Source organism: Amycolatopsis sp. NPDC047767 (assembly GCF_040704195.1).
Classification (GTDB): domain Bacteria; phylum Actinomycetota; class Actinomycetes; order Mycobacteriales; family Pseudonocardiaceae; genus Amycolatopsis.
Genome location: NZ_JBEYSJ010000013.1, coordinates 212,202 through 238,463, shown reverse-complemented (window position 1 = coordinate 238,463; position 26,262 = coordinate 212,202). Strand labels below are relative to the sequence as shown.

Annotated in this window: 26 protein-coding genes; 17 read left to right on the top strand and 9 right to left on the bottom strand. The window is 69.9% G+C overall.

Annotation, left to right across the window (positions count from 1 at the left end; translation table 11 throughout):
- Positions 1 to 53: 53 nt before the first annotated feature.
- The 4 genes from AB0878_RS24335 to AB0878_RS24320 all read left to right on the top strand — a co-directional run bounded on the left by AB0878_RS24335 (position 54) and on the right by AB0878_RS24320 (position 3,154).
- Positions 54 to 671, top strand: coding sequence for a TetR/AcrR family transcriptional regulator (locus tag AB0878_RS24335; RefSeq protein ID WP_364049560.1), 618 nt, complete (start codon positions 54 to 56; stop codon positions 669 to 671).
- A gap of 67 nt (positions 672 to 738) precedes the next feature.
- Positions 739 to 1,407, top strand: coding sequence for a biliverdin-producing heme oxygenase (locus AB0878_RS24330; RefSeq protein WP_366582525.1), 669 nt, complete (start codon positions 739 to 741; stop codon positions 1,405 to 1,407).
- Between the two features lie 209 nt (positions 1,408 to 1,616).
- Entirely contained in the window at positions 1,617 to 2,240 is a 624-nt protein-coding gene (locus tag AB0878_RS24325) for a superoxide dismutase (protein WP_366582524.1), read from the top strand.
- 101 nt (positions 2,241 to 2,341) lie between these two features.
- Positions 2,342 to 3,154 carry an arylamine N-acetyltransferase gene (locus tag AB0878_RS24320; RefSeq protein WP_366582523.1) on the top strand — a complete coding sequence of 271 codons (813 nt, stop codon included), beginning with the start codon at positions 2,342 to 2,344 and terminating at the stop codon, positions 3,152 to 3,154.
- Between the two features lie 239 nt (positions 3,155 to 3,393).
- Here the strand turns inward: AB0878_RS24320 and AB0878_RS24315 are convergent, their stop codons facing one another.
- The 3 genes from AB0878_RS24315 to AB0878_RS24305 all read right to left on the bottom strand — a co-directional run bounded on the left by AB0878_RS24315 (position 3,394) and on the right by AB0878_RS24305 (position 6,870).
- Positions 3,394 to 4,653, bottom strand: a complete 1,260-nt coding sequence (locus tag AB0878_RS24315; RefSeq protein ID WP_366582549.1) for an MFS transporter — start codon at positions 4,651 to 4,653, stop codon at positions 3,394 to 3,396.
- Positions 4,654 to 4,853: 200 nt separating this feature from the next.
- Entirely contained in the window at positions 4,854 to 5,285 is a 432-nt protein-coding gene (locus AB0878_RS24310; RefSeq protein ID WP_366582522.1) for a MarR family transcriptional regulator, read from the bottom strand.
- Between the two features lie 118 nt (positions 5,286 to 5,403).
- The gene (locus AB0878_RS24305) at positions 5,404 to 6,870 is read right to left on the bottom strand and encodes an NCS2 family permease (protein WP_366582521.1); all 1,467 of its coding nucleotides are present in this window, start codon (positions 6,868 to 6,870) and stop codon (positions 5,404 to 5,406) included.
- A gap of 137 nt (positions 6,871 to 7,007) precedes the next feature.
- Here AB0878_RS24305 and AB0878_RS24300 point away from each other — a divergent pair, with 137 nt between their 5' ends.
- Entirely contained in the window at positions 7,008 to 7,235 is a 228-nt protein-coding gene (locus AB0878_RS24300) for a DUF2530 domain-containing protein (RefSeq protein ID WP_220247183.1), read from the top strand.
- Between the two features lie 24 nt (positions 7,236 to 7,259).
- Here the strand turns inward: AB0878_RS24300 and AB0878_RS24295 are convergent, their stop codons facing one another.
- Entirely contained in the window at positions 7,260 to 10,025 is a 2,766-nt protein-coding gene (locus tag AB0878_RS24295; protein WP_366582548.1) for a molecular chaperone Hsp90, read from the bottom strand.
- Between the two features lie 50 nt (positions 10,026 to 10,075).
- Positions 10,076 to 12,694, bottom strand: coding sequence for a DUF3027 domain-containing protein (locus tag AB0878_RS24290; RefSeq protein WP_366582520.1), 2,619 nt, complete (start codon positions 12,692 to 12,694; stop codon positions 10,076 to 10,078).
- Between the two features lie 51 nt (positions 12,695 to 12,745).
- On the opposite strand from AB0878_RS24290, the gene AB0878_RS24285 reads away from it, so the two are divergent.
- Genes AB0878_RS24285 through AB0878_RS24275 form a run of 3 tightly spaced genes read left to right on the top strand, consistent with a single transcriptional unit; the run spans position 12,746 to position 16,060 of the window.
- A complete protein-coding gene (locus tag AB0878_RS24285; protein ID WP_366582519.1) occupies positions 12,746 to 13,543 on the top strand; it encodes a glutaminyl-peptide cyclotransferase in 798 nt (265 codons plus the stop codon).
- A 38-nt stretch (positions 13,544 to 13,581) separates the two neighbouring features.
- Positions 13,582 to 15,573 (top strand): MFS transporter, encoded by a 1,992-nt coding sequence (locus AB0878_RS24280; protein WP_366582518.1) that lies wholly within the window; start codon positions 13,582 to 13,584, stop codon positions 15,571 to 15,573.
- 10 nt (positions 15,574 to 15,583) lie between these two features.
- Positions 15,584 to 16,060, top strand: a complete 477-nt coding sequence (locus tag AB0878_RS24275; RefSeq protein WP_366582517.1) for a DUF2771 family protein — start codon at positions 15,584 to 15,586, stop codon at positions 16,058 to 16,060.
- A gap of 60 nt (positions 16,061 to 16,120) precedes the next feature.
- Here the strand turns inward: AB0878_RS24275 and AB0878_RS24270 are convergent, their stop codons facing one another.
- The gene (locus tag AB0878_RS24270) at positions 16,121 to 16,507 is read right to left on the bottom strand and encodes a cold-shock protein (RefSeq protein WP_366582547.1); all 387 of its coding nucleotides are present in this window, start codon (positions 16,505 to 16,507) and stop codon (positions 16,121 to 16,123) included.
- 131 nt (positions 16,508 to 16,638) lie between these two features.
- On the opposite strand from AB0878_RS24270, the gene AB0878_RS24265 reads away from it, so the two are divergent.
- Complete coding sequence (locus AB0878_RS24265; RefSeq protein WP_285972115.1) at positions 16,639 to 16,869, top strand: hypothetical protein; 231 nt, start codon at positions 16,639 to 16,641, stop codon at positions 16,867 to 16,869.
- 3 nt (positions 16,870 to 16,872) lie between these two features.
- Here AB0878_RS24265 and AB0878_RS24260 read toward each other — a convergent pair whose 3' ends face one another.
- Positions 16,873 to 17,478, bottom strand: coding sequence for an HAD hydrolase-like protein (locus tag AB0878_RS24260; RefSeq protein ID WP_366582516.1), 606 nt, complete (start codon positions 17,476 to 17,478; stop codon positions 16,873 to 16,875).
- A gap of 102 nt (positions 17,479 to 17,580) precedes the next feature.
- On the opposite strand from AB0878_RS24260, the gene AB0878_RS24255 reads away from it, so the two are divergent.
- From AB0878_RS24255 to AB0878_RS24245, 3 genes are all read left to right on the top strand, one after another.
- The gene (locus AB0878_RS24255) at positions 17,581 to 18,195 is read left to right on the top strand and encodes a TetR family transcriptional regulator (protein WP_366582515.1); all 615 of its coding nucleotides are present in this window, start codon (positions 17,581 to 17,583) and stop codon (positions 18,193 to 18,195) included.
- A 16-nt stretch (positions 18,196 to 18,211) separates the two neighbouring features.
- Positions 18,212 to 19,180: a R2-like ligand-binding oxidase gene (locus AB0878_RS24250; RefSeq protein WP_366582514.1), complete on the top strand. Its 969-nt coding sequence runs from the start codon at positions 18,212 to 18,214 to the stop codon at positions 19,178 to 19,180.
- Positions 19,181 to 19,607: 427 nt separating this feature from the next.
- On the top strand, positions 19,608 to 19,775 hold the full coding sequence (locus tag AB0878_RS24245; protein WP_366582513.1) for a hypothetical protein: 168 nt from the start codon (positions 19,608 to 19,610) through the stop codon (positions 19,773 to 19,775).
- Between the two features lie 139 nt (positions 19,776 to 19,914).
- Here the strand turns inward: AB0878_RS24245 and AB0878_RS24240 are convergent, their stop codons facing one another.
- Both AB0878_RS24240 and AB0878_RS24235 read right to left on the bottom strand, forming a co-directional pair.
- Positions 19,915 to 21,036 (bottom strand): hypothetical protein, encoded by a 1,122-nt coding sequence (locus AB0878_RS24240; RefSeq protein ID WP_366582512.1) that lies wholly within the window; start codon positions 21,034 to 21,036, stop codon positions 19,915 to 19,917.
- 64 nt (positions 21,037 to 21,100) lie between these two features.
- Complete coding sequence (locus AB0878_RS24235; RefSeq protein ID WP_366582511.1) at positions 21,101 to 22,759, bottom strand: AMP-binding protein; 1,659 nt, start codon at positions 22,757 to 22,759, stop codon at positions 21,101 to 21,103.
- Positions 22,760 to 22,892: 133 nt separating this feature from the next.
- On the opposite strand from AB0878_RS24235, the gene AB0878_RS24230 reads away from it, so the two are divergent.
- The 5 genes from AB0878_RS24230 to AB0878_RS24210 all read left to right on the top strand — a co-directional run bounded on the left by AB0878_RS24230 (position 22,893) and on the right by AB0878_RS24210 (position 26,128).
- Positions 22,893 to 23,669: an ESX secretion-associated protein EspG gene (locus AB0878_RS24230; protein ID WP_366582510.1), complete on the top strand. Its 777-nt coding sequence runs from the start codon at positions 22,893 to 22,895 to the stop codon at positions 23,667 to 23,669.
- On the top strand, positions 23,666 to 24,238 hold the full coding sequence (locus AB0878_RS24225) for a hypothetical protein (RefSeq protein ID WP_366582509.1): 573 nt from the start codon (positions 23,666 to 23,668) through the stop codon (positions 24,236 to 24,238). The genes AB0878_RS24230 and AB0878_RS24225 overlap by 4 nt, the downstream gene beginning before the upstream one ends.
- 112 nt (positions 24,239 to 24,350) lie before the next feature.
- Entirely contained in the window at positions 24,351 to 24,899 is a 549-nt protein-coding gene (locus AB0878_RS24220; RefSeq protein WP_366582508.1) for a hypothetical protein, read from the top strand.
- Positions 24,900 to 25,068: 169 nt separating this feature from the next.
- Positions 25,069 to 25,620 (top strand): hypothetical protein, encoded by a 552-nt coding sequence (locus AB0878_RS24215; RefSeq protein ID WP_366582507.1) that lies wholly within the window; start codon positions 25,069 to 25,071, stop codon positions 25,618 to 25,620.
- 292 nt (positions 25,621 to 25,912) lie between these two features.
- Positions 25,913 to 26,128, top strand: coding sequence for a hypothetical protein (locus AB0878_RS24210; RefSeq protein ID WP_366582506.1), 216 nt, complete (start codon positions 25,913 to 25,915; stop codon positions 26,126 to 26,128).
- Positions 26,129 to 26,262: the final 134 nt, after the last annotated feature.

Sequence of the window (26,262 nt, the reverse complement as noted above, 5' to 3'; positions counted from 1 at the left end):
CCGTTCGGCCTTATGGTGGCCGGAGCAGGTCTCAGGCAGGCAGGGGAACAACGGTGCCGAAGGTACTCGGCGGCTCGCTCGAAGCGCACCGGCGCGAGGTCCGCGCGCGGGTGTTCGAGGTGCTGCGCGCGCAGCTCTACGAGCGCGGCTTCGACGCGATCACGCTCGCCGGCGTCGCCGCGGAGGCCGGGCTGGGCCGCACCGCGTTGTACAACCACTTCCCCGACAAGGAAAGCCTGCTCGTCGCGTTCGTCGAGGACGAGGCGGCGCGCTACGTCGAGCGGCTGCGCGCGGCCGTGGAGGCCGAGACGGACCCGATCGCGCAGCTGGCAACGTTCGTCCGGCTGCAGCTGCGGGTGCTCGCCGAGCACCACCTGCCACCCGGTGGCGCGCTGGAGTCGGCGCTCGCGCCCGCGGCCTACCGGCGCATCAGCGCCCACGCCGATCCGATCACCGGGCAGCTGCGGGCGGTGCTGCTCGCCGGCGTCGACGCGGGCAGCTGGCCCGCGCAGGACGTGGACGTGGTCGTCCCCATGATCACCGCGGCGCTCGGCACACGGCAGGTGATCGACGTGCCCGCCGAGCGGCTGGCCGGCGTGATCGAGGCGGCCGTGCGGTTCGTGCTGCAGGCCGTCGGTTCGAGTGAACTTCCGGATCCGCGTCCTATTTAGGGTGGCCTAAGTCGTGATCGTGGCCTACCCTCGTTCTGACAGCGTGTCAGAAAAGAGGGAGGCCGCGATGTCGGTGACCACTGAGCTCGAAGCCCGGCCGTTCTCCGGACAGCTGCGGGAGTCGACCAGGGGCGTGCACGACCGGGCCAACCACTCCACGTACATGAACGCGCTGCTCGGCGGCGAGCTCTCCCTGGAGGGCTACACGCAGCTCGCGATCCAGTACTACTTCGTCTACCAGGCCATCGAGCGCGTCAGCGACACCATGACCGCCGACGCCGTGGGCCGCGAGTTCGTGTTCGACGAGCTGCGCCGGCTGCCCGCGCTGGAGCGCGATCTCGCACGCCTCGTCGGGCCGGCCTGGCGCACCGAGATCCGCCCGCTCGCCAGCACGGAGGCGTACGCCGCGCGCATCGCCGAGGCGTCGGCGTGGGCCGGCGGGTACGTGGCACACCACTACACGCGCTACCTGGGCGACATCGCGGGCGGCCAGATCATCCGGCGGCTGCTGGAGAAGAACTTCGACCTCGCCGAGGCGGGCTCGCTGTTCTACCACTTCGACGAGATCGGCAGCGCGCCCGCGTTCCGCGACCGCTACCGCGCGAAGCTCGACGCCGCGCCGTGGGACGACGACGCCCGCGCCCGGGTGATCAACGAGACACTGGTCGCCTTCGAACACAACGTCGCCGTGTTCGACGAGCTGGCGCACGACCTGGACCGATACCGGATCGCCTGACGCCCGGGCGGATGAGGCTGATCACAAGAAGTTGACCTCCAGTTTGATGGAGGTACAAGGCTCGGTTTCACACAGTGCCCACCCGGGTACGCAGTGGCCGAACGAGTGGGTCCACCCTGTGGCACGGAGGCCGCCCCCGGTCGCCGCGAACCCCGGTGTGCTACTAGGTTCGGTAGTAGGAACTTGTGTCGAAGACTGAAGGAGGGCCAATGGCCCGGTACAACCTGCCCGATCTCGACTACGACTACGGCGCTCTCGCGCCCCACATCTCCGGTCAGATCAACGAGCTGCACCACAGCAAGCACCACGCGACCTACGTCAAGGGTGCCAACGACACGCTCGACAAGATCGCGGAAGCGCGCGAAGCCGGCGACTTCGGCAACATCGTCGGCCTTGAGACCACGCTGGCCTTCAACCTGGCCGGCCACGCGAACCACGTCGTCTGGTGGAAGATCCTTTCGCCGGAAGGCGGCGACAAGCCGACCGGCGAACTGGCCGCGGCGATCGACGACGCGTTCGGCTCCTTCGACAAGTTCAAGGCGCAGTTCACCGCCGTCTCCACCACGATCCAGGGCAACGGCTGGGGCGCGCTCTCCTGGGACCCGATCGGCAAGACGCTGATCACCCAGCAGCTGCGCGACCACCACAACAACCTGATCCTGCCGACCACGCCGATCCTGCTGGTCGACGTGTGGGAGCACGCGTTCTACCTGGACTACAAGAACGTGAAGCCGGACTACGTCAAGGCCCTGTGGAACATCTTCAACTGGGCTGAGATCAGCAAGCGCTTCGACAACGCCGTCGCCGGCGGCAACGGCCTGCTGCTCGGCTGAGCCTGCTGTTCCTCCACAAAAGCGGGGTTCTCCTTCACGGAGGGCCCCGTTTTTCGTTTCTCGCTTGACTTCGAGTGCACTCCAGGTGTGAGGCTGGGGTCATGGACGTCGACGCCTACCTCGCCCGTCTCGACCTCGCGTTGCCCGACAAGGCCGACCTCGCGGCCCTGCGGCAGCTGCAGGAGCGCCACCTCGAACGCGTGCCGTTCGAAAACCTGAGCGTGCACCTCGGTGAACCCATCGAGCTGGCCGAGGAAGCGCTGTTCGACAAGATCGTGCGCCGCCGGCGCGGTGGCTTCTGCTACGAGCTCAACGGCCTCTTCGCGGCCCTGCTGCGCGAGCTCGGCTTCGAAGCCGCGTTGCGCAGCGCGCAGGTTTTCACCGACGACGGCGAGCCCGGGCCACCGCTGGACCACGCGGCCGTGGTGGTGGACCTCGACGACGAGCAATGGCTGGTGGACGTCGGTTTCGGCCGCTTCAGCCGGGGCCCGCTGCGCCTGTCGGCCGTGGAGGTCCAGTGCGACCAGGAGGGCGAGTTCCTCTTCCTGGACGCCCCGTTCGGCGACGTGGACGTGCTCCGGGACGGCAAGCGCGTGTACCGCCTGGAGGCGCGCACACGGCCGCTGACGGACTTCGTGCCGATGGCGTGGTGGCAGTCGACGTCGCCGCTGTCGGGCTTCACCAGGCGGCTCACGTGCTCGCGGCCGACCTCCCAGGGCCGCGTGACGATGTCGGGGAACCGGCTGATCGAAACGGTCGACGGGGTGCGCAACGAGGTCCTGCTGGCCACCGACGACGCCGTGCGGACGGCGTACCGCGTGTACTTCGGCCTGGCGCTCTCGCGGCTGCCGACCCCACCTGGTGAGCACCCCTTGACGGAGCCCGCGGCCGACCCGACCATGAACCCGTCATAAGGGACCGATGAACGGAGCCCCGCTCCCGGGGTTCCCAGGGGCGGGGCTCCGTCCGTTCCCGAACTGACTGCCGCTCCCACCACGAAGCGGACATGTATGAGGTTAGCCTAACCTCAGCAACTCCGGCAAGTCCCCTCGTGCGGAGACCCACCTCTCACTCGTCCGGGTGACCCGTGAAAAGCCGCTGAAAACGCTGAAGGGCACCTCGGCGAACCGAGGTGCCCTTCAGGACGAGCAGGTCAGACGCGTTCGCGCTTGAGCACGCGCAGGCCGTTGCCGAACCGGCGCACGGGCAGCGACACACCGCCGCGCCGGATCAGCACCAGCGCGCACACCACGGCGGCGATCAGCGAGATCGCGCCGCCGATGTAGAACGGCGAGCGGCCGCCGAACGCGTCGGCCATCCAGCCGGTCATCGGACCGCCGATGGGGTTGCCGCCGATGAGGACCAGCACGTAGATGCCCATCACCCGGCCGCGCATCTCGGGCGTGACGGACGTCTGCACCAGCGCGTTGGCCGTGTTCAGGAACGTGATGGTGGCGAAGCCGAGCGGGATGAGGCCCAGGCCGAAGGCCAGGTACGTCGGCATGAACGCCGTGATGAACTCGAACAGGCCGAGCCCGGTGGCGGCGATCAGCATCGTCCGCACCCGCGGCCGGCTCTTGATGCCGCGGCGCGCGGACAACAGCGCGCCCACGAACGTCCCCACCGCGACGAGTGTGGACAACAGACCGTAACCGTCGGCCTGGGTGTGGAAGACGTTGGCGGCGACGATCGGCAGCGACGTGAAGTAGGTGATGCCGAACGTGCTGACGAAGAACATCAGCACCATCACCGTGACCAGGTCGGAGCGGTGGCGCACGTAGCGCAGGCCCTCCATGAGCTGGCCCTTCGCGCGCGGGATCGCGGGCCCGCGGAAGAGCTTGGCCGGGTTCATCAACGCGAGCCCGGTGACCACCGCGACGGTGCTCACCGCGTTGGCGATGAACAGCCAGCCGGTGCCGACCCAGGTGATCGCGAACCCGGCGATGGCCGGGCCGACGATGCGGGCCAGGTTGAAGATCGAGGAGTTGAGCGCGACGGCGTTGGCGATCTGGTCGCGGCCCACCATCTCGGCGACGAACGACTGACGCGTCGGCACCTCGATGGCGGAGGTGATGCCGAGCATCATGCACAGCAGGTACACGTGCCAGATCTGCACGACGCCGGTCAGGTTCAGCACGCCGAGCAGCGTGGCCTGCACGCAGTTGATGCTCTGGATGAGGATCAGCATCCGCCGCTTGTCGACGCGGTCGGCGAGCACGCCCGCCCACAGCGACAGCAGCAGCGTCGGCGTGAACTGGAACGCGACGGCGATGCCGAGCGCCACCGGGTTGTTGCCCGAGAGCTGGAACACCAGCCAGTCCTGGGCGATGCGCTGCATCCAGGTGCCGACGTTCGAGATGACCTGGCCGCTGAAGAACAGCCGGTAGTTGCGCACGCGCAGCGAGGCGAACATGCCCTTGCCGCGCTTGGGTTCCACGGGTCTGTCGGGCGCCTCCGGCACCTGATCGGCGCCGTCGGGCAGGCTCTTGACCTGGTTTTGCCTCGTACCGGGTGGTCCGGACGTGGGCGGGCTGGCCGGCTGTGGCGCCGTGTCCCGGGTAGCAATGGTTTCCGTCGTACGCTCTGCTTCGCTACCCGTGGTCGCCACCGGTGTTAGTTCCCCGCCATCCTGTCGATGATCTCAGCGGCGCGGGAGAGCACTTCCAGCTCTTCCTCGCCGAGTTCGGCCAGTTGCCGATCCAGCCACGCCTCCCGGACGGAAATGGCCTTCTTCACGTAGGCCATGCCGCTGTCGGACAGCTCGACGATGGCCTGCCGGCCATCCGTCGGGTGCGGGCGCCGCTCGACGAACCCCATCTCCTCGAGCGCGGCGATGACCCTCGTCATCGAGGGCGGCTGGACGCCTTCCTTCGCGGCCAGCTGACCAGGCGTCAGCGGACCGCACTTGTGCAAGGTGGACAGCGCCGCGGTCTGCGTCAACGTCACGTCGTCGCCCACACGCTGTGCCCGGAGCCGGCGGTTGAGCCGGACCACCGCGAGACGCAGGCGGCTCGCGAGGGAGCGCTCATGCGGGTCGCCGGACATATAGTTAGCTTACCTCACGAAAATCGCGCCGGCGGGTGAACCCCGCCACCCTCCGCGATCACGCTCAGCTCAGCACTGGCCGCCTGCGGCGGCGGTCAGCGCGGGACCGGTTCCAAGCTCAGCTCAGGGCGGCCTGGATCGGGCCCACCGCGAAGTACGCCACGAACGCCACCGCGATCACCCACATCAGCGGGTGGACCTGACGGGCCTTGCCGGTGGCGGCGCGGATGACGACGTAGCTCACGAAGCCCGCGCCGATGCCGTTGGCGATGGAGTAGGTGAACGGCATGACGACGATCGTCAGAAAGGCCGGCAGCGCGATCGAGAAGTCCGTGAAGTCGATCTCCCGGACCTGCCCCATCATCAGCGCGCCCACGACCACCAGTGCCGGTGCGGCGGCTTCGACGGGCACGATCTGGTAGAGCGGCGTCAGGAACATGGCGGCGAGGAAGAGCACGCCGGTGACGACGTTGGCCAGGCCCGTGCGCGCGCCCTCCGCGATGCCGGACGCGGACTCGACGAAGACGGTGTTGGAGCTGGCCGAGCCGAAGCCGCCGGCCGCGCCGGCGAGGCCCTCGACGAACAGCGCGCGCCCGACGTTGGGCAGCTGGCCGTCCTTGCCGATCAGGCCGGCTTCCTTGCCGAGGCCCGTCATGGTGCCCATGGCGTCGAAGAAGTCGGCGAGCACGAGCGTGAACACGAGCAGGACGACGGTGATGATCGGCAGCCGCGTCCACGCGCCGAAGGACACGTCGCCGACCAGCGACAGGTCCGGCATGCCGACGACGTTCGACGGCAGCGCCGGGTAGCCGAGGTTCCAGCCCTTGGGATTGGTGCCGTTCGACGGCCCGGCCTTCACGAGCGCCTCGACGACGATGGCCAGCACGGTCGAGCCCAGGACACCGATGAGGATCGCGCCCTTGACCTTCTTCGCCACGAGGATCGCGGTGAGCAGGAGGCCGACCACGAACACGGCCGTCGGCCAGGAGGCGACCGAGCCGTTGATGCCGAGGCCGACCGGGACGGTGGTGTGCGCGTCGTCGGGCAGGCGGCGCACGAAGCCGGCGTCGACGAGGCCGATGAGGCAGATGAACAGGCCGATGCCGACCGCGATCGCCGACTTGAGCGCCGGCGGCACCGCGCGGAACACGGCCGTGCGGAAGCCGGTGAGCACCAGCAGGACGATGATCACGCCCTCGATCACCACCAGGCCCATGGCCTCGGGCCAGGTCATCTGGGGTGCGAGCGTGACGGCGAGCAGGCTGTTGAGGCCGAGCCCGGTGGCGATGGCGAACGGGTAGTTGGCGATCAGGCCCATGAGGATCGTCATCACGCCGGCGACCAGCGCCGTCACCGCGGCCACGGCCGGGACCGGCAGGATGTGGCCGAGCACGTCGGCGTGCGCCGAGGGGGTGCCCGCGGCGAAGCTGCCGATGATGAGCGGGTTGAGCACCACGATGTAGGCCATGGTCACGAACGTGACGACGCCGCCCCGGATCTCCCGCCCGGCCGTGGAGCCGCGTTCGGAGATCCTGAAGAAGCGGTCCAGAGTGGACACGGTCTCCCGCTCGCGCTGATCCGTCATGCCCTGCCCCTGTCCTGCTCGCTGCTGTCTAGCTCACTGCTGTCGTGCTCGCTGCTGTCGTGCTCGTTCCGGGAACGCCCGGGGGTACCCTTCACCACGTGGATGAACCGATCAATCCCGCGGAGGTAACGGGCTCGTTGCGGCACACGCCGGACCTGCCCAAGCGCCTGACCGACCTGACCCCGGTGGTGATCGTAGGTACCTCGCTGTGGGCGGTCGCGCTGGTGGTGCTCTTTTTCGTCGCCGACGGCGTGTGGGTGTGGACCGCGTTCGCCGGGATCGTCCTGGGGTTCATCGGCTTCGGCATCATCTTCTGGCAGCGTGCGGCGGCCCGGCGGGGGTCGAAGTCGGCGCAGCGTCTCTAGTCCAGCGGCGCTAGTTCAGCGGCTCTAGTTCAGGAACGTGTGCGGCGCCGGGTCGTCGAGCAGTGCGGTGATGCGGTAGCGCTCGGCCCAGTGGTCGGTGGCCCAGGCGAACGCGCGAGCCAGGCCTTCTGACGTGTCCGCGGCGTGGAGGCGGTTGTCCTCGTCCGACCACCACGGGACGTCGGCGGTGGTGCCGTCGACGGTCACGGTGAGCACGTCGTGCAGCAGCGGGCCGCCCTCGGGCACGGTGAGGCCGAGCTGGTCGGCGACGAGGCGGATCGCGGGCAGGTCGGCCCAGGCGACGTACTCGCCGGTGCTGGTCACCTCGTTGGGCAGGGCGCCGGCGAGGGGCACGTCGAGCAGTTCGGCGAGGCGTTCGGGGTCTTCGGGGGCGGCGACGATCTTCGACGCCGGCAGCGCGGACGCCGGCCACGGCACGTCGAGGACCACGGCCTTGTCGGCGTCCGCCACGCTCGCGTCGGCCGCGCGGACGCGCACCGGGGCGTCGAGGTCGTCGACCTCCACGGGCGAGAGCACGAGCGCACGGTGGGCGCGCGCGGCGAGGCCCGGGCTGAGCGTGCGGGCGGGGTCGCCGAGGCGGTCGAGCAGGTCGGTGACGTCTTCGGCCGTCGCGAGGTCGAGCGTGGTCCGGACGCCGGCGGCTTCCAGCAGCTCGGTGGTGAGGCCCAGGTCGGGCACCTCGTCGTAGAGGCCGGCGAGGTCGGCCGCGGCGGGCAGGCGCCAGGAGCCGGGCGCTTCGCCGGCCAGCAGGGCGTAGCGGGCGAGCCACCAGCCCGCGTGGCCCTCGGGCGCGTGCAGTGCCTGCCACGTCTCGGGGCGCGCGGCGATGAGGCGCAACGCGGCGGGCCACGCGTCGTCGGCGACGAGGTCGAGGTCCCTGATCGCCAGGACCGTGGTGGGCTCGGCCGAGTCCCACCACGTGTCTTCGTCGGGCAGGCCGTGGTCGGGCTCGTGCGGCTCCTCGTCGCGGACGACGGCGAACGAGTCGAGCACGCCGACCGCCTCGAGTGTCGACTGTGGCCAGTCCTCGACGAACTCCTCGTCGAGAACGGAAAGGGCACCGTCCTCTTCGAACACTTCGGGGTCGAACACGTCCAGCAGCGGCGAGGTCGGCAGCACGAGCTCGTCGGCGCGGCGCCAGCCGTCTTCGGACGGGAGCGCGAGCGCACCCGCCCATTCCGGCGCGTCGTCACCGCACTCCGCGATCAGCCGAAGCACGGCGCCCGCGAGGTTCATTCCGTCCAAACCGGACCGGACGTCTTCCACGCTGCGTTCCACGGCGTACTGCACCTGCTCGGCTTCGAGCAGCTGGCGGGCGTCGGCGTGCTTGGCGCCCAAGCGTTCCAGCAACGGGTGCGCCGCGGCGGGGTGCACCAGCCTGAGGCCGGGAACGTCCACGTCGGACAGCAGCGCGAGCAGCTCACCGGACCCGTCGACGAGCAGCGCACCCCGGGCCCCGGGCAGCGTCCGCCCGTCGGACAACGGCACCGGGAGCCCGTCGAGCTGCGCCGGCGACACGTCGTGCGTGTCCACGGCCACGGCGAGCGCCGCGTAGAGCCGGTGCCACCACCCGGGTTCCCGGTCGATCCCGGTGAGCACCTCCAGCACGTCCTCGATGCCGATCGCCTGTGCCGACACGGGTTTCAGCGTGCGTGCCGCGCCCGCCGGCGCCGGGACGAGCCCCGGCACGAGGTCGGCCAGCAACGGCGGCAAGTCCGGCACGTCGACGTCGAGCACCTTGGCCTGCCGGCCGGACACTTCCTTGTTGTCCATGGTGGACAACCACGGCTGAGTCGCCAGCTCGGCGAAAACCTGATCCCGGAGGTGCGAGTCCACTGTGGACCTGGGGAACCCGGCCTGGGGCACCAGAACAAACCGATGCTCCTGCGGCACGGCCTTGACGAGCCCAACGTAGTTCCTGGCCGCGTTCGCGAGCGCTTCATCCAGCGCCGCCCCCGGCAGCACCCTCCGCCGCGACGGCTCCAACGGCACGGGCGCGATCAACCGCGCCGGCAACGACAACGCCTCATCCGTCGGCGTCGGCGCGTGCAGCACGTCTTCGTCCAGCGGCTGCGGCACCCCGTCCGCGTCGATGGGCACGGCCCAGCCCTCGTGCGTCAGCCACCGCTGGCCCTTCTCCGGCCCGGTGATCTCCACCTGGTCCGCGCCCGCACGTGTCCAAACGCGACCGTCCACTTCGACCTCGCCCAACCACGGCAAGGCCAGCAACAGATCGGAAATCTCTTCCTGGAGGGCGTCCAGCAGTGCCTTCCCGCTCTCCGGCTCCCGGAGCGGCAGCCGCACCTCCGTGTCGAACCCCTCCGGCGGCGCCTCGTCAGACGGCCACGGCAGCCTCAGCACGGGCACGTCCCCGTCCCGCCCGGCCGCCTCTCGCGTGCGCTCCGCGGAGAACCGCACCCCACCGCCGGTCGACACCACCCGCGGCTCGTCGGACACGGTCAACACCGCGGCAAACCCGACGCCGAACCGCCCCACCGTGCCGAGGCGCTCCTTCGCCGACGCCCGCAACGACGCCAACGACTCCACACCCCGCGTATCCAGCGGCGCCCCCGTGTTGGCAAACCTGAGCTCACCGTCCACAACGGACACCTTCACCCGGCCGGGCCGGTCGGCCGCCTGCGCCGCATCCGCCGCGTTCTGCGCCAGCTCCACAAAGAGCCGATCGCGATACGCCCCAACCCTCAGATCCCGCTCGGCGTTCGTGTCCTCCACAAACCGCGTCGGCGAGTCCCGCCACGCGCGCAGCATCGCCTCACGCAGCCGCCCCGTCCCGAACGGATCCGCCCCCACGCCCTCACTCACCGGGGGCCGTCACCACTCTCAGCGCCGCGCTGCCCCTCGCCGGCCTCCACTTCGGTGACGTGGTTGGCTTCGCCCGCTTCGGTGACGTGGGCGACTTCGCCCGCTTCGGCAACCTGACGCGCTTCAGCAACACCCTGAGTGCCTTCGGCAGCTCCGGCCTCAGCGCCCTCGAGCGCTGCAGTCACCTGGGTCGCTTCGCCTGTTTCGGCCACAGCGGCGGCTTCGGTGCCCTGGCCCGCTTCGCCGGCGTTGGCGTCTGCGCTCCCTTCGGCGACGTCGGCCGTGTTCGCGGGTCCGGTCGCGTCGGTGGCTCCGGCGGCCTCGCGCGATTCGGGTCCCGCGCCGGTGTCACTGGCCAGGCCGGCTTCAACGACCTGGCTCAGTGCGGTCGCTTCGGCAACTTGGCGCGTTTCAGCGGCGCCAGCCGCATTCGCGGCTTCGGTCGCGGCTTCGGCAGAATCGCCGGCGGCTTCCTCGAACGACTCCGCAGCCGATTCCTCGACCGTGGTCGCTTCCGGCCCCGCGCTCTCAGCGATCTTGTCGCCAGCGGAAACCACCTGTGCCTCGGGCGCGGTGCTGTCGGCGACCGCAGCGGTTTCCGCGCCCGCGCCAGCCTGCGCGGTCGGCTCGATGGCGGCTTCCTCAGAAGTACCGGCCTGAACCTCACCGACCGGCTCCGAACCCTGCTCCGCAGGGTGATCCGCCCACAGCCCCACCGCTTCCCACGCCGCGCCAGCCGGCTTAGCGGGGGCAGCGGCCTCGGACTCCGACGTCACAGCCGCAGAGTCGGCGAGTGCATCTGCCGCCGGGGTAGCCGCCGGCTCAGTCGTCTGCTCCGCTTGAGGCGCCGCAACTTCAGCGACCGAATCGGCAGGCGCCGCTTCCACCGCCGATTCAGCAGCAGCCTCAACGTCAGGCTGAGCGGCCGGGGCCGCCGCATCGTCGGCGGTGGCCGCCTCCGGGGCCGCAGTCGCCGCAACCGGCTCGGCAGAGGCAGTCGCCTCGGGCTGCGAGGTCGCAGTCGCGGTGTCGGCGCCTGCATCCGGCGCAACCAGGTCCGATTCGACCGAGTTCGCCAAAGGCTCGGCAGTCGGCGCGGCGGCGGGAGCCGAGGTCGAGGCAGTCGCCTCGGGCTCCGCAGTCACAGCCGCGGTGTCCGCAGCTGCATCCGGCGCCGGGGTGACCACGGTGGGCTCGGCGATCGAGTCGACAGAAGCCTCCGCGAGCGACTCGGCAGCGGGAGCTGCCTGCGAGGTCGCGACTTCAGCAGCCGAATCGGCAGTCGCTTCATCCACCACAGACTCAGCAGTGTCCACCGCAGGCGAGGCAGCTGGGGTCAACCCCGTCGCCTCGGCGGCGGGAGCCGTGCCCGGAGCCGAGGTCGCCGCTGCCGTCTCGGTCGAGGCGATCGCCTCGGCCTCCGCAGTCGCGGCCGCAGTGTCGGCAGCTGTGTGCGGCGCCGAGGTGACCGCAGTCGGCTCGGCGCCTGCGGTCGAGTCGGCCGTGGTGGCGATCGGCTCGGTAGTGGCGATCGGCTCGGCGGCTGCGGTCGAGTCGGCCGCAACCTCGGCGATCGGCTCGGCAGGGGCGGTCGCCTCGGACTGCGGAGCGGCGGCGGCAGTGTCCGAAGAAGCAGCCACAGCGGCGTTCGTCGAGAGAGTCTCGGCGGCCGGAGTCTCACTCACCCCAGCCGAGGCCGTCTCCTCAAGCGCGACCTCCAACGCGGCAACTTCGGCAGCCGCCTCCGGCTCCACAGTCGCCGCGGCCGAAGCCTCTTCGGCAGCGGCCGACGAAGCCTCCGCAGCCACCTCCGGAGAAGCGGCAGCATCGGCGGGCGACACCGAGACCTCGGAACCCGCATCCGACACGAAGTCGATCAACGAGTCGTCGTAGACCAGTTCCGCCACGGGGATGGACGAGGTGATCTCCACCTCCACCTCGGAGTGCGCCCCGCACCCGTACTCGACGTCGACGGCGTGGCCGTCCGCCGGTGCGATGTCGTTGGTGCACACGCCGAAGGCCCCGCGCAGGGAGCCGGCGAGGGGCACGAAGAAGCCGCAGGACCCGCAAGTGGCCGGCGCGCTCCGGGCCATGTCGGAGCGCGGGCCGAACTCGCCGCCGTGCCAGCGGGTGGCGGCGTCCTGGCGGCCGTAGCGGGAGAGGACGTGGACGCGGCCCAGGCCGATGTCGTGGGCGACCTCTTCGACGGCCGGGTCGTCGGACTGCAGGTAGGCCGGCGCGAGGCGCGGGTCGTCCTTGTCGGTGGGGAAGATGTCGCCCACGCCGAGGTCGCCGGCGCGCACGCGCTGCTCCCAGGGGACCCACGTGGGCGCGACCAGGGACTCCGGACCAGGCAGCAGGGCGAGCTCGCTCACGGTCACCGGCTCGTCCAGGCCGGCGACGGCGACCGTCACGGCCCAGCGCCAGCCGCGGTAGCCGGGCACCGACGCCTCGAACAGGTGGGTCGCCGACACGGCGTCCTCGGAGGTCACGCCGACGTGCTCGCCGACCTGCTCGGCCGGGGCGTCCGCCAGCACAGCTTCGCGCGCAAAGTCTTCCGCGTCCGCGAGCTTCCGCTGGATAGAGCCGTCGTCCAGGGTCAACAGCAACGTCATGGACCCAATTGTGCCGCACGCATCCGCGCCGCCCGTGCCAGGCTGTTCCCCGTGCGCACTCCCTCGACGCGAACCCCGTTGATCTGGCCGCTGCTGGCGGTGGCCCTGCTCGGCGGCTGCGCCGGCACGCAGGCGACCCAACCCCCGCCCGAGGACCTCACCGTGCAGGTGCTGCAGACGCTGCCCCACGACACGTCGGCCTTCACGGAGGGCCTCGAGTTCGCCGGCTCGACGCTGTACGAGAGCCGCGGTCTCTCCGGCGAGTCCGCGCTCACCGCCGGCCCCGCCGGTCAGAAGCCGGCCACGCGCGTGGCGCTGCCGTCGCCGCTCTTCGCGGAGGGCATCACGATCCTCGGGCCCAAACTGTGGCAGCTGACCTGGCAGGACGGCTTCGCCATCGAACGCGATTCGAAAACTCTGGCCGAGCTGCGCCGCGTGCCCTTCGACGGCGAGGGCTGGGGCCTGTGCCACCAGCCCAGCGGCCGCCTGGTGATGAGCAACGGCACCTCGCAACTCACGTTCCGTGACCCGCAGACGTTTGCGGCCACCGGGAGTGTCGACGTCGGCGTCGATCAGCTCAACGAACTCGAGTGCGTCGGTGACACGGTGTACGCGAACGTGTGGAAAACCGGCACCATCCTGCGCATCGACGCCAATACCGGACACATCACCGGACGCATCGACGCGAGCAAGCTCCGCACCCCCGTCAACCCGGGCGAAGACGTGCTCAACGGCATCGCGGCCGTCCCCGGCACCGACGAATTCCTCGTCACGGGCAAGCTCTGGCCCGCGATGTACCGGGTGAAGTTCGTCCCGGCCGGCACCTCCGGGACACAGAACGGCACGTGATCGGGCGGAACGGCACCCGGATGAGGCAGGATTGACCCGTGGCACTCTTCGGTTCGCACTCCGAACCCGACGGCTCCTTCTCCGGCCGGTCGGGCAAGGGTCGCGGCCGGAAGTCCAAGCGCAAGTGGACGCCGGAGCCCAGCGCCGCCCAGGCCCGCTCCTGGCGCGACGCGCCGCAGCCCACCCGCGTCGACCCCGCCGCGCACCCGGTCGAACCACCGGCCCGGGGCGTCGCGGCGGAGCCTCCGACCCAGCACGTCCCACCACGCGCCCGGCCCCAGCGGTACGAAGAGCGATACGAGCCTCGCGCCCGTCCCGAACGCATCCCCGCCGACGGCCGCGAGCCCCGCGCCCGAAGCCCGTTCTACGACGAGCCCCGCACCCCGACGGCCGACGAGGCCCCCACCGGCACCGTCCCCCTCGGCCACCGGCCGCCGCCACCACGGGGTGCCCGGCCGTACCCGCCGCAGGACCACCGCACCGAACCCGTCCGGCCACGCCCGGAGAACGCCCGGCCCGGCAGCGGCGAGTACGAGCACTACGACACCGGCGGCTACGCGGGCGAGCCCCGCGTCGACCCCGACCGTGACGAAGAACTCCGCACCACCGCCGTCCCCGGCGCCGGCTCGATCCCGAAGCTGCCGAAGAAGATCACCGTCACGCGCGTCGCCGCGTTGCGCAGCCGGCAGCTGAGCGGTCAGGCCATCGGCATGTTCCAGCGCGCCACCAAGGCCGACGGCGCGGACAAGTCGGGCCTCACGTCGCTGATGTACGCGGTGATGCTCAACTACGCCAGCGACGCCGCCATGGCCATCGCGCTCGCCAACACGCTCTTCTTCGCCGCCACCAGCGGTGAGAGCAAAGGCAAAGTGGCGCTGTACCTGCTGATCACCATCGCGCCGTTCGCGCTCGTCGCGCCCGTGATCGGCCCGGCACTGGACAAGATCCAGCGCGGCCGCCGCCTCGCGATGTGCGTGGCGTCGATCGGCCAGGGCCTCATGGCCGTGGTCATGGCGCTGCACTTCGACGACTGGCTGCTCTACCCCGCCGCGCTCGGGATGATGGTGCTGTCGAAGTCGTTCACCGTGCTCAAGGCCGCCATCACGCCGCGCGTGGTGCCGCCGGAGATCACGCTGTCGAAGACCAACGCGCGGCTCACGATCTTCGGCCTCATCGCCGCCGGCGTGTTCGGCGGGCTGGCCAGCGGTGTCAACGCGATCAGCGGTTCGGCCGGCGCGCTGTGGTTCACCGCGTTGATCTGCGTGGCCGCGGCCGTGCAGTCGATGCGGATCCCGTCGTGGGTCGAGGTGACCGAGGGCGAGGTGCCCACGTCGCTTTCGGCGCGGCCGGAGCCGAAGCAGAAGAAGCAGCGCCAGCCGATGGGCCGCCACATCGTGGTCGCCTTGTGGGGCAACGGATCCGTGCGTGTGCTCACCGGGTTCCTCATGATGTTCGCCGCGTTCGCGGTGAAAGCGCAGACGGAGGGCACGGGGCACAGCCCGTTCATGCAGCTGCTCCTGCTGGGCATCATCGGCGCCGCGGCCGGAGCGGGTGGCTTCGTCGGCAACGCGCTGGGCTCCCGCCTGCAGTTCGGGGCGCCCGACCAGGTGATCGTGTGGTGCGTGGCCGCGTGCGTGGGTGTGACGCTCATCGCCACGCTCCTGCCCGGGCTCGCGACGGCCGCGGTCGTCGGCCTCGTCGGCTCCACGGCGAGCGCGCTCGCGAAGATCAGCCTCGACGCCGTGATCCAGGAAGACCTGCCCGAGCAGTCGCGCGCGTCCGCGTTCGGGCGCTCGGAAACGGTGCTGCAGCTGGCCTGGTGCTTCGGCGGCGCCGTGGGCCTGCTGCTGCCGCCGACGTACTGGATCGGGTTCCTGGTGGTCACGGTGCTGCTCGGCGTCGGCCTCACGCAGACCTACCTCGTGCAGCGCGGCGGCTCGCTCTTGCCGGGGCTGGGCGGAAACCGGCCACTGCGGCCCGAACCGACCGGCAGCTTCCCCGCGCAGGGTCTGCCGCGGGAGCGCCGGTAATCTTCGGACCATGCGACGTTCCCGATTGGTGGCCGTGCTCGCGGCCGGTGGTCTCGCCGTGGCCGGCTGCTCGGCGCCCGGGCCGGCCGAGGTGACCTTCTACGGCGATGGGCACACGATCAACGTCGGGCCCATCGGCAACTGCGACGTCAAGACCGGCATCTGCGCCGCCAACCCCGGCGCCGCGGGCACGCTGAAGCTGCGCCCGGGCAAGTCCGTGCAGATCTCCGTGCCGAAGGAGGTCGCGGAAGGTCCGTGGAAGGTGACGGTGCAGTTCGTCAACGGCAAGGGCCAGCCCCAGCCGTTGAAGGAGGACATCATCACCAGCGGCGACCGCTACGCCTACACCGCGACGCCGCCCACCAAGGACGACCAGATCGTGGTGGTGGAGATCGCGCAGGCCACCGTGATCAGCCGCACGGGCGACCCCAACGACGCCGAGCCGATCACCTCGGCCCTGTGGTCGTTGCAGGTCCAGCCCGCCTGAAGCCGTGACGAGTGAAGGGCACCCGCCGAGGTGCCCTTCACCTCCGCGTTCGACGCGGGTTTAGGGGTCGAGGTCCCGGGCGACCGCGCGCATGATCTCGGCGATCTGCTTGGTGTTCTTGCGATCCGGATACCGGTTGCGGCGCAGGTCCGGCTGGACCTTCACCTCGAGGAGCTTGATCATGTCCTCGATCAGGCCGTGCAACTCCTCGGCGGGGCGCCGGCGCGCTTCGGCGACCGACGGCGGCGGGTCCAGCAGCCGGACGGAGAGCGCCTGCGGCCCGCGACGGCCGTCGGCGACGCCGAACTCCAGCCGCTGCCCGGCCTTGAGCCCCTCGACGCCCTGCGGCAGCGCGGCCTTGCGGATGTAGACGTCGGCTCCGCCGTCCTGCGTGACGAACCCGAACCCCTTCTCCGCGTCGTACCACTTGACCTTGCCGGTCGGCACTTCCCTCACCAGTCCTTCTGCTGTGCTGCTCACGACGAACGCGCCCCGGGCGTACCCAGGGCGCGCGTCCGCTTAGCGTATCTCGCCACATGCCCTGGGGAGAAGCGGATACGGCCGATACCCTCAGCGCCATGGACAACGCAGCAAAGCAGACCGCGGGCAAACCGATTCTCATGCGGATCGGGATCGGCCTGTTCGCCATCGGGCTGCTCGCCGTGCTGGCCGTGTTCATCATGTTCGCCGCCGGGCTCGAGAACCTGCCGGTGTGGCTCAGCGCGGTCGCCGGCGTGGTGACGCCGCTGGGCCTGCTGCTCGGCCTGATCGCCCTGGTCCGCGAGGCGCGCGCCGGCAAACACGGCTGAGCCTCAGAACGCGCGGGCGAACCACTCCGGGAACTGCGTGAGCGAGTCGAACACCACGCCGGCTCCCTCGGCGAGCAGTTCTTCCCTCGTGCACGGCCCGGTGGCGACGCCGACCGCGAGCGCACCGGCCGCTCGGGCGCCCCGCACGTCGCCGAGGTGATCTCCGACATACGCCCGCGCGTCGTGCTCCTTGAGCGCCACGGCTTTCTGCGTGGACCACAGCTCGCCCACGAGCTCGTCGACCTCCAGTCCCAGCACCTCGACGTGGAGCCGCGCGTTGGGCCCGTACTTGCCGGTGACCACGAGCGTGCGCCCGCCCGCCGCGCGCACGGCCTTCAGCGCTTCGGCCGCGCCGGGCAGCGCGACCGTGCTCGGCACCACGAGGCCGGGATAGAGCGCGCGAAACCGATCCACGAGGCCCGGAATCCGTTCTTCGGGCGCCTCGAAGCCGCGCAGGATGTCGTCGAGCGGCGGGCCCAGGTTGGCGGCGAAGTGCTCGCCGTCGAGCGGCAGGCCCGACTCCGCGCCCAGCGCGTTCATCGCCGCGACCATGCCCGGCCGCGGGTCGATCAGTGTCATGTCCAGGTCGAAGCCCACGGTGATGCCCACGTCCGCCACGGTAGCGGGGAGCACCGACAGAACCGGCGTGTACATCCGATCGTGGTCAGTAAACGTTCTTGACACAACCTCGATCTGTGTCAAGCTGACGGTGTGACGAGCTTCACCGAGCGCACCAAGGCATCGCTGCGCGAAGCACTGCTCGACGCGGCCGCGGACCTGCTCCCCGACCGCGGTCACCAGGCGCTGCGCATGGCCGACGTCGCGGCGCGGGCCGGCGTGAGCAGGCAGACCGTCTACAACGAGTTCGGCAGCAAGGCGGCCCTGACGCAGGCCGTGGCGCTGCGCACGGCGGCGGAGTTCCTCGACGGCATCCGCCGCCGCTTCGAGAGCGCCGACGGGCTGATCGCCGGCATCCACGGCGCCGTCGTGTACACGATCGAGCACGCCCGCGAGAACCGGCTCGTCGCTGCCGCGCTCGGCACCGAGGCGGGCGAGGACCTGCTCCCCCTGCTCACCACCAAGGGCGAGCCCATCCTCACGGCCGCCGCCGACCTCGCGACCGAGCAGTACCGCGCGCTGGAGCCCGGCCTGTCGCAGAAGTCCGCCGCGCTGCTGGCGGAAACCGCGGTGCGGTTGTCGCTGAGCCACCTGGTGCTGCCGACGCACTCCGCCACCGAGGCGGCCGATGCCGTCGTGGCGGTCATGGCGCCGGCGATCGAGAGCTTCCTCGCCGAATCGTCCACGGAATCGTCCACAATGGAGTGACACGAAAGGGCCGGACATGACGGACACGCTTCCCGAGCTGCGCAGCGGGTTTTCGTCGCTGCGCAAAGGTGGGCTCAACTGGGACTCGTTCCCGTTGCGCCTGTTCGTGAAGGGCAACAAGAAGTTCTGGAACCCCGCCGACCTCGACTTCAGCCGCGAACGTGAGGGCTGGGAAAGCCTGACGCCGGAGCAGCGCCGCTCGACGACCTACCTCGTTGCGCAGTTCATCGCCGGCGAGGAGGCCGTGACGGAGGACATCCAGCCCTTCATGCGCGCGATGTCCTCGACCGGCCGCTTCGGCGACGAGATGTACCTGACGCAGTTCTGCTTCGAGGAGGCCAAGCACGTCGAGGTCTTCCGCCGCTGGATGGACGCCGTCGGCCTCGACGACGACCTGCACCCCTACGTGGCCGAGAATCCCCACTACCGCAAGCTTTTCTACGAGGAGCTGCCGCAGTCGCTGCGCGCCCTGGAGGACGATCCCAGCCCCCTCAACCAGATCCGCGCGAGCGTCACGTACAACCACGTGATCGAAGGCAGCCTCGCGTTGACGGGCTACTACTCGTGGCAGCTCATCTGCACCCAGAACCAGATCCTGCCCGGCATGCAGGACCTCGTCCGCCACATCGGCGACGACGAACGCCGCCACATGGCGTGGGGCACTTTCACCTGCCGCCGCCACGTCGCCGCCGACGACTCCCTGTGGGACGCCGTGCAGCAACGCATGGGCGAACTGCTGCCCCACGCGCTCAACATGATCCAGTGGGTCCAGGACCAGTTCGAGGAAGTCCCCTTCGACAACGACCCGCAAGAGCTCCTCCAATACGCGGCCGACCGCGCCCAACGCCGCCTGGGCGCCATCGAATCGGCCCGCGGCACGCCCGTGGAGCAAATCGACCTGGACTACTCGCCGGAGCAACTGGAGGAAACCTTCGGCGAGGAGGACGAAAAAGCGCTGGCGGAAGCCGCCGCGGCGGCGTCCTGACGGGCGCAGGCCACGGCTCCGTGGCCTGCGACTGCGGCTGCGGCTGCGGCTGCGGGGCCATTCCACGCACCGCCTCGGACCAAGCGCAAGCGAAAGGCTCGACCTTCCGAACTTCCGAGCGCGCACGGTTGGCTCGCTGCTGCACAGTTCAGCCGCGCACCAGCCAAGTCCAGCGTTCCTGCAAAGCCGGTAGTCGATGCCGCCACGGGTCTTGATCCGTGGCGGCACCGGCCCCGTCCCGGCGAAGCGGCACGTCCAGCTCGTGCCACGGCGCGGCGGTCCGCGACGATTCAGCCGCACCGCCGCAGCGGGGCCGCGGCCCCGCCCGGTGCATTCGTGCGACCGCGACCGGAACCGGCCTCGGAGGCGGGCAGGCGAGCACCATCAACTGGGGCATCGCACCGACAACGTCCCGCTGCCCTGGACTGTGACGGTCAACGCCGAACCTGGCAGCCACAGCAGTCCGGCGCTCCGGGCCAGCCTGGTCCCCGGCGCCGTCGGCACGATCCGCTGCGCCATCACGCGCGACGGCCAAGAACTCGTCACCGACACCCTCAGCGTGCTGTGCAAACCGCAGTACCTGATCGACCAGTAACCAAGGGCGAGTTGCTCGACTCGCTACGAAGACTGCGGCGTGGCCACGCCGGATCTCGCGGGCTGGGCAGCAAGAGTCAGCGCGCAATCAGCCGCGGGCGAAGGCCGTCCCCGGACCGGGCTGGGGACGGCCGCCGGCGTCAGCTCCAGATGGCGCCGCGCCAGATGGCGCCGTAGGACATGCCCGCGGTGAGGCCGCGGGAGTTGATCAGCAGTGCCGACGCGGAAGTGTGGCCCGGCAAAGGGTCCAGGCGTGTGCGGGTGCCGTCCGGGGCCCATTTCGCGCCGACGCCCTCGGCTTGGCCGGCGATCGTGCCGGAGCGGTTGATGGCGTGGGCCGTCGCGTTGCGGGTGTCGCTCGGCAGGTAGGTCGGGTGGCCCGCGCGGTCCCACCGTGTCGCGTAGCTGCCGCCGAAGTCGGGGTCGACCAGGCCGACGACGGTGCCGTTGTCGCTGATCCCCATGGCCTGCCCGGAGCTCGGCGCCGCGGTTCCGCCCAGCGTCACGACGCGGCCCGAGGGGTCCCACCGCTGGGCCACGGAGTTGCCCCCGGGCAAGGTCGTCGAGCCGATAATCGTGCCGTCACGGGAAATCCCGGCGACGGTGCCGTACTCGCCGTCCGGCGTGAGGTCCGTGATCCGGCCGCGCTCGTCCCAGCGCACGAGGTGGGTGTGCCCGGCCGCGTCGGCCGCGGCGCCGGCGATGGTGCGACCGTCGGGCGTGATCTTGTCCGCGAACGCCGAGCCTCCGCCGGGCAGGCCCGGCAGCTCGCGGACGCGGCCGTCGCGCTCCCACAGCAGCGCGTGCGAAATCACGCCGTCGTACGAAGCGCCGACGATCCGGCCGGTGTCGCTGATCGCGCTCGCGTTGCTGCTCACGCCGGTGTCCGCCAGCCGCGTGACCGTGCCGTCGGCAGCCCAGCGCACGGCGCGCTGAGCACCCTGCGCGTCCTCGGCCCACCCGACCACGACGTCGTCCCCGTCGATCGCGACGGCCTGGCCCAGCGCACCCCCGAGCGTCGGCAACGCGGTAACCGAGCCCGTCGCGGACCACTTCATGGGGTGGTACAGGATCCGCACGTCACGCGGGTAGGACTCGCCCACGACGGTGCCGCGGTCGTTGATCGCCTCGACCCCGCTGTACGTGTCACCCGGCCGTGGCGCGAGCTCGATCGGCCCGGCGACCGCATTGGCCGCTGGTGCGAGCACGGTGATCGCCGCCGCCGCGACCCCCACGGCGAACGCTCTTCGACTGACCTGCACGATGTTCCCCCTCCGTCGGTCTCCGAGGGGGAACACGCGCGACCGAGTTGTCCGGTTGCCCGCCCTATGCGTGTTTGGCCGAAGCGGCGTCTTCGAGGCCCAGCAGCGTCACGGACTGCTCGCGCATCTCGACCTTGCGCACCTTGCCCGTGACGGTCATCGGGAACCCGTCGACGATGTGGACGTACCGCGGGATCTTGTAGTGCGCCAGCTTGCCCTGCGAGAACTCGCGCACGGCCTCGGCGGTGAGCGGCTGCGCGCCCTCGCGCATCTGGATCCAGGCCATGAGCTCTTCGCCGTACTTGACGTCGGGGACGCCGATGACCTGCGCGTCGAGGACGTCCGGGTGCGTGTAGAGGAATTCCTCGATCTCGCGCGGGTACACGTTCTCGCCGCCGCGGATGACCATGTCCTTGATGCGGCCGGTGATGTTGAGGTAGCCGGCCTCGTCCATCACGGCGAGGTCGCCGGTGTGCATCCAGCGCGCGGCGTCGATGGCCTCGGCCGTCTTGTCGGGCTGTTCCCAGTAGCCGAGCATCACGGAGTAGCCGCGCGTGCAGAGCTCGCCGGGCACCCCGCGTGGCACGGTGAGGCCCGTTTCGGGATCGACCACTTTGGACTCGAGGTGCGGCCCGACGCGGCCGACCGTGGACACGCGGCGCTCCACCGAATCGTCCGCGCGCGTCTGCGTGGAGACCGGCGAGGTTTCCGTCATGCCGTAGCAGATCGACACTTCCGTCATGCCCATCCGGTCGATCACCTGCTTCATCACCTCGACCGGGCACGGCGAGCCCGCCATGATCCCGGTGCGCAGCGACGACAGGTCGAACTCGCCGAAGTCCGGGTGGTTCAGCTCCGCGATGAACATCGTGGGCACGCCGTACAGCGACGTGCACCGCTCCGCCTCCACGGCCTCCAGCGTCGCCCGCGGGTCGAACGCCGGCGCCGGGATCACCATGCACGCGCCGTGGCTGGTGCACGCGAGGTTGCCCATCACCATGCCGAAGCAGTGGTAGAAGGGCACGGGGATGCACACGCGGTCTTCTTCGGTGTAGTTGCAGAGCTCGCCGACGAAGTAGCCGTTGTTGAGGATGTTGTGGTGCGACAGCGTGGCGCCCTTGGGGAAGCCCGTGGTGCCGGAGGTGTACTGGATGTTGATGGGGTCGTCGGCGGACAGGTTCTTCTGGAGTGCGGCGAGGGCCGCCGGGTCGCCGCCTTGGCCCTTCGCCATGAGGTCGGTCCACGCGTCGGTGCCCAGCAGCACCACGAACTCGAGCCCGGGGCAGTTCGGCCGGACCTGCTCCACCATCGCCGCGTAGTCCGACGTCTTGAACTTGTCCGCCGCGACGAGCATCCGCACGCCGGACTGGTTCAGCACGTACTCGAGCTCGTGCGAGCGGTACGCGGGGTTGATGTTGACGAGGATGGCGCCGATCTTGGCCGTCGCGTACTGCAGCAGCGTCCACTCCGCCCGGTTCGGCGACCAGATGCCGACGCGGTCCCCCTTGCCGATCCCGGTGGCGACGAGCCCGTGCGCGAGCTGGTCCACGTCCTTCTTGAGCTCGGCGTACGACCACTTCGTGCCGGCCGCGCGGTCCACCATCGCGTCGCGCTCCGGGAACGCGGCCACGGTGCGGTCGAGGTTGTCCCCGATGGTGTCACCCAGCAGGGGGACGTCGGACGTCCCGGAGGCGTAACTCGGCAGGGCGGGCGCGTCGGGCATGGTTGCCTCCCGGTGGGGTCTTCGTCGACACCCGCGAGTCTAGGAACCCGGGGGTCCGACGACCACCCGGCCGGGCGCGCGCCTTCCGCTACGCTCGGTGCGGGTTCGTTTCACGAGGGGTTGGGGTTGGGCCGTGCCGGAGGAGTTCTCCCTGAGCTGGACCGAAGTCGACGTCGCCGTCCGCCGCAGCGGCCTGCCGGCTTCGTGGCACCCCTTTGAAATCCGCAGCCCCGGGCTGACGCTCTCCGAAAACCGCCGCTTGTCGGACTCGGCTTGGGACGCGCTGCGGTCCCGTGGCCTGGCTGTCTCGGACAAGCTGGACCACGACGTGTTGGCCACCCTGCAGGCCTGGACACGGCCCGAGGTGCTGATCATCGTGCGGGCGGCGGAGCTTCCGTCGGGGACGGTGCTGTACCGGGCTTGCATCGGCGAGGGGCTGGGGGTGTTCTCGTCCTCGGATGCGGATGGGATCCGCTTCCAGCAGACCCGGCCGGATCGGCTGGTGGAGACGGTGTTGAGCATGTTCCCGGCTTATCCGCCTTTGCCGGTGGCGCCGGTGTCGATCACGCAGCCACCGGCTCGGCATTCTGCTCCGTCGGATGATGCGGATTATTCGGATCGGGATTTCACTTCGCCGTCGTCCAGCCCTTCCCGCCGCGACCGGGACGCGTTGGGCGCTTACTCTCAGTGGCCGTTGCATCGCCACGGGACGGTGGAGCTCTCGCTGCGCCCTCGCCACGGCGTGTTGCGGGCTGTCTCGACGGCCACCTTCGTCGATACGGACGGGGGCCGGTACGTCACCTTCTCGGAACCGCTGGCCGATGGGGGCTTCCGCCTGCGTTTCGTACCGTCCGACGGCTCTCACCTGCGCCGGTGGCTGTTCGAGACGATCGATGAGGGCATTCGGTGAGCGTGTTCGCTGTTCACGGCGTGGTCGGACGGACTCGCCGCCTTTACCAACTCGCCGGTCTCGCCGCTCTCACCCTCATCTTGACCGCCTGCGACAGTTCGGTCGGCGGCAACCCGTCACCGGAGCCGTCGGTCGGGTCGAGTGGTGCGACGGCCCCGCTGTCGAACACCCCGTTGGCTGGAATGAGCTCGTGCAAGGCGCTGGACCAAGCAATCGCCGGGCAGGGCTTCCCTGCGTCGAAACCATCGATTGCTGATCTGGAGCACGCGTGCGACGCCCTGAAAGCCGGCTACGGCGACATCGGGCTCAACCTGCAAGACGGACAGAGCTACGACTCCGACCTCATCAATCCCGTTTCGACGAAGACAGGCAATGTCGGCCACCGGCGCGCCATCCTCGAGTTGCAGACCAACCACCAGTCCGGCGCATGCGCCGTCAGCATCGAGATCAAGCCCAAATCGCGAGCGATCGTGCTCGCGGTGCTCTCCTCGGCCGGGCCTGACGAAGCCTGCGCTGAGGCACGCAAGGTCGCAGAAGCCGTGGAGCCGTTGCTCCCGGCGAACACCTGATCAGACGTTGTCCCGAACTCGCTGACAGCCCACAACCACCCATCCCGAGCGATCGGGGGAGCACGTAGCAACAGGATCGCATCGATGATCAGCTACCCGTAGTGTTCGCCAGGTGACCGGACCGATCCGCGGCTTCGTGACCTTCGTCGGCCTCGCCGTACTCGCTTGCACGCTGACCGCCTGCGACAGCTCCGTCGGCGGCACGCCGAACCCGGCGCCCCCACAACCGACGTCGCCCAGCACTTCCGCAGGTCAGACTGACACTCCGCTGGCTGGGATCAGCGCATGCGCAACCCTCGACAAGGCGCTGGCCGGCCAAGGGTTCCCACCCGGGCACCCATCGGCCGCCGACCCGCAGCACGGATGTTTGGCGTCGAAGCCCCAGTTCGGCACCGCGGGCTTGGACCTGCAAGACGGCCGGAACTACAAGGAGGCGGTCTACGACCCGAGCAAGACCAGCACAGGCCAAGTCGGCAACCGCAATGCCGTACTGGAACGCGACATCCAGGGCGCAGAGGGATGCGTGGTGTACATGGAGGTCAAGCCGAATTCGCGGGCGACCCTCACGATGGGGATGTACCGATCCCCAATCGGCGAAGCGTGCAAGACGATCGTGCCGCTCGCGCAAGCCGTCGATGCGCTTCTTCCCCCGAACAGCTGATCAGAGGCGATCTCTCGCTGGTCCTGGACAGGTCCACCACACCATCACCCTCGTCCGTTGTGAGCGCGCCGGCTGATCAGCCACGAACCTCCGGTCAGGCCATCTCGACCGCATCTGCGTTCGGCAACAGGCTCGCCGCCGGTGATCAACTACCCGTAGTGTTCACCAGGTGACCGGACCGATCCGTGGCTTCATGACCATCGTCGGCCTCGCCGCACTCGCCTGCGCCCTGACCGCTTGTGACAGCTCAGTGGGAGGTAACCCCACTCCGGCGAGCCCATCGCGGTCCGCACCAAGCAGCTCGCCCAGCTCGCAAACGGACACCCTGCTGGCCGGGATGAGCCCGTGCAAAACGCTGGACCAGGCCCTCGCCGGGCAGGGCTATCCGGCCTCCACGCCGTCGATCGCCGATCCGGAACATGCCTGCGGCACGGACAACACCCAAGACAATCTCGGCCTGGTCTTACAGGACGAACAAAGCTACGACGCAAACCTCTCGAACCCCTCGATGGCCCAACCCGGCAGTGTCGGCACACGACGGGCGATTCTCGAACTGGAACCTACTCGTCAGGCCGGCCTTTGCGCCGTCAGGATCGAGGTCAAGCCGAATTCTCGCGCCCTGGTCTCCGCAGCGCTCACCAGCGGCAACACCGACGAAGCGTGCACAAGAGCGAGGGCCGTTGCCGAAGCGGTCGAACTTCTACTGCCAAAGACCAGCTGACGATCGCCCGCGCCGGCGCGGCAAGAGGGCAGCTCCGCCATGGCTCACCGTCGGCGATCACCTACCCTTAGTATTCAAGCCGTGACTCGACCGAGGAACCGACTTTTCTGCGCATTCGCAGTGGTCACAGGCGTCATGACCACGGCCAGTGCGTGCGGCAGCCCGGTGAGCGGCAACCCGGCACCATCCACCGCACCCGCCTCGGCGCCGACCAGCGGCAACCGCTTTCGTCGGGGTGGACCAGTGCCAACTGCTCGACAAGGTTCTCGGGCCGCAGGGTTACAGCAAGGCCGTGCCCAACGTGTTCGGCGGCGCAACTGCGTGTGACGCAACGAAAGAGCACTACGGGAGCGTCACCTTGACTCTCGATCCGGGGCAGAAGTACACCGACAACATCAACAACCCCAGCACTGCTACTTCCGGCCGCATCAACGGTCGTCCGGCAATGCTCGCCCGAGCCCGTCGGCTCGCACGGGCAGTGCGCAATCGCGTTGCAGGTCAACCCTGACTCGCGCGCACTACTCGTCCTCGGACTCAGCCAGGGCACCACAGACGCCGCGTGCGAAGCCGTCAACTCGGTCGCAACGCAACTGGAACCGCTTTTGCCGCGAACAGCTGACTGACAACCTCATCTCGCAGGTC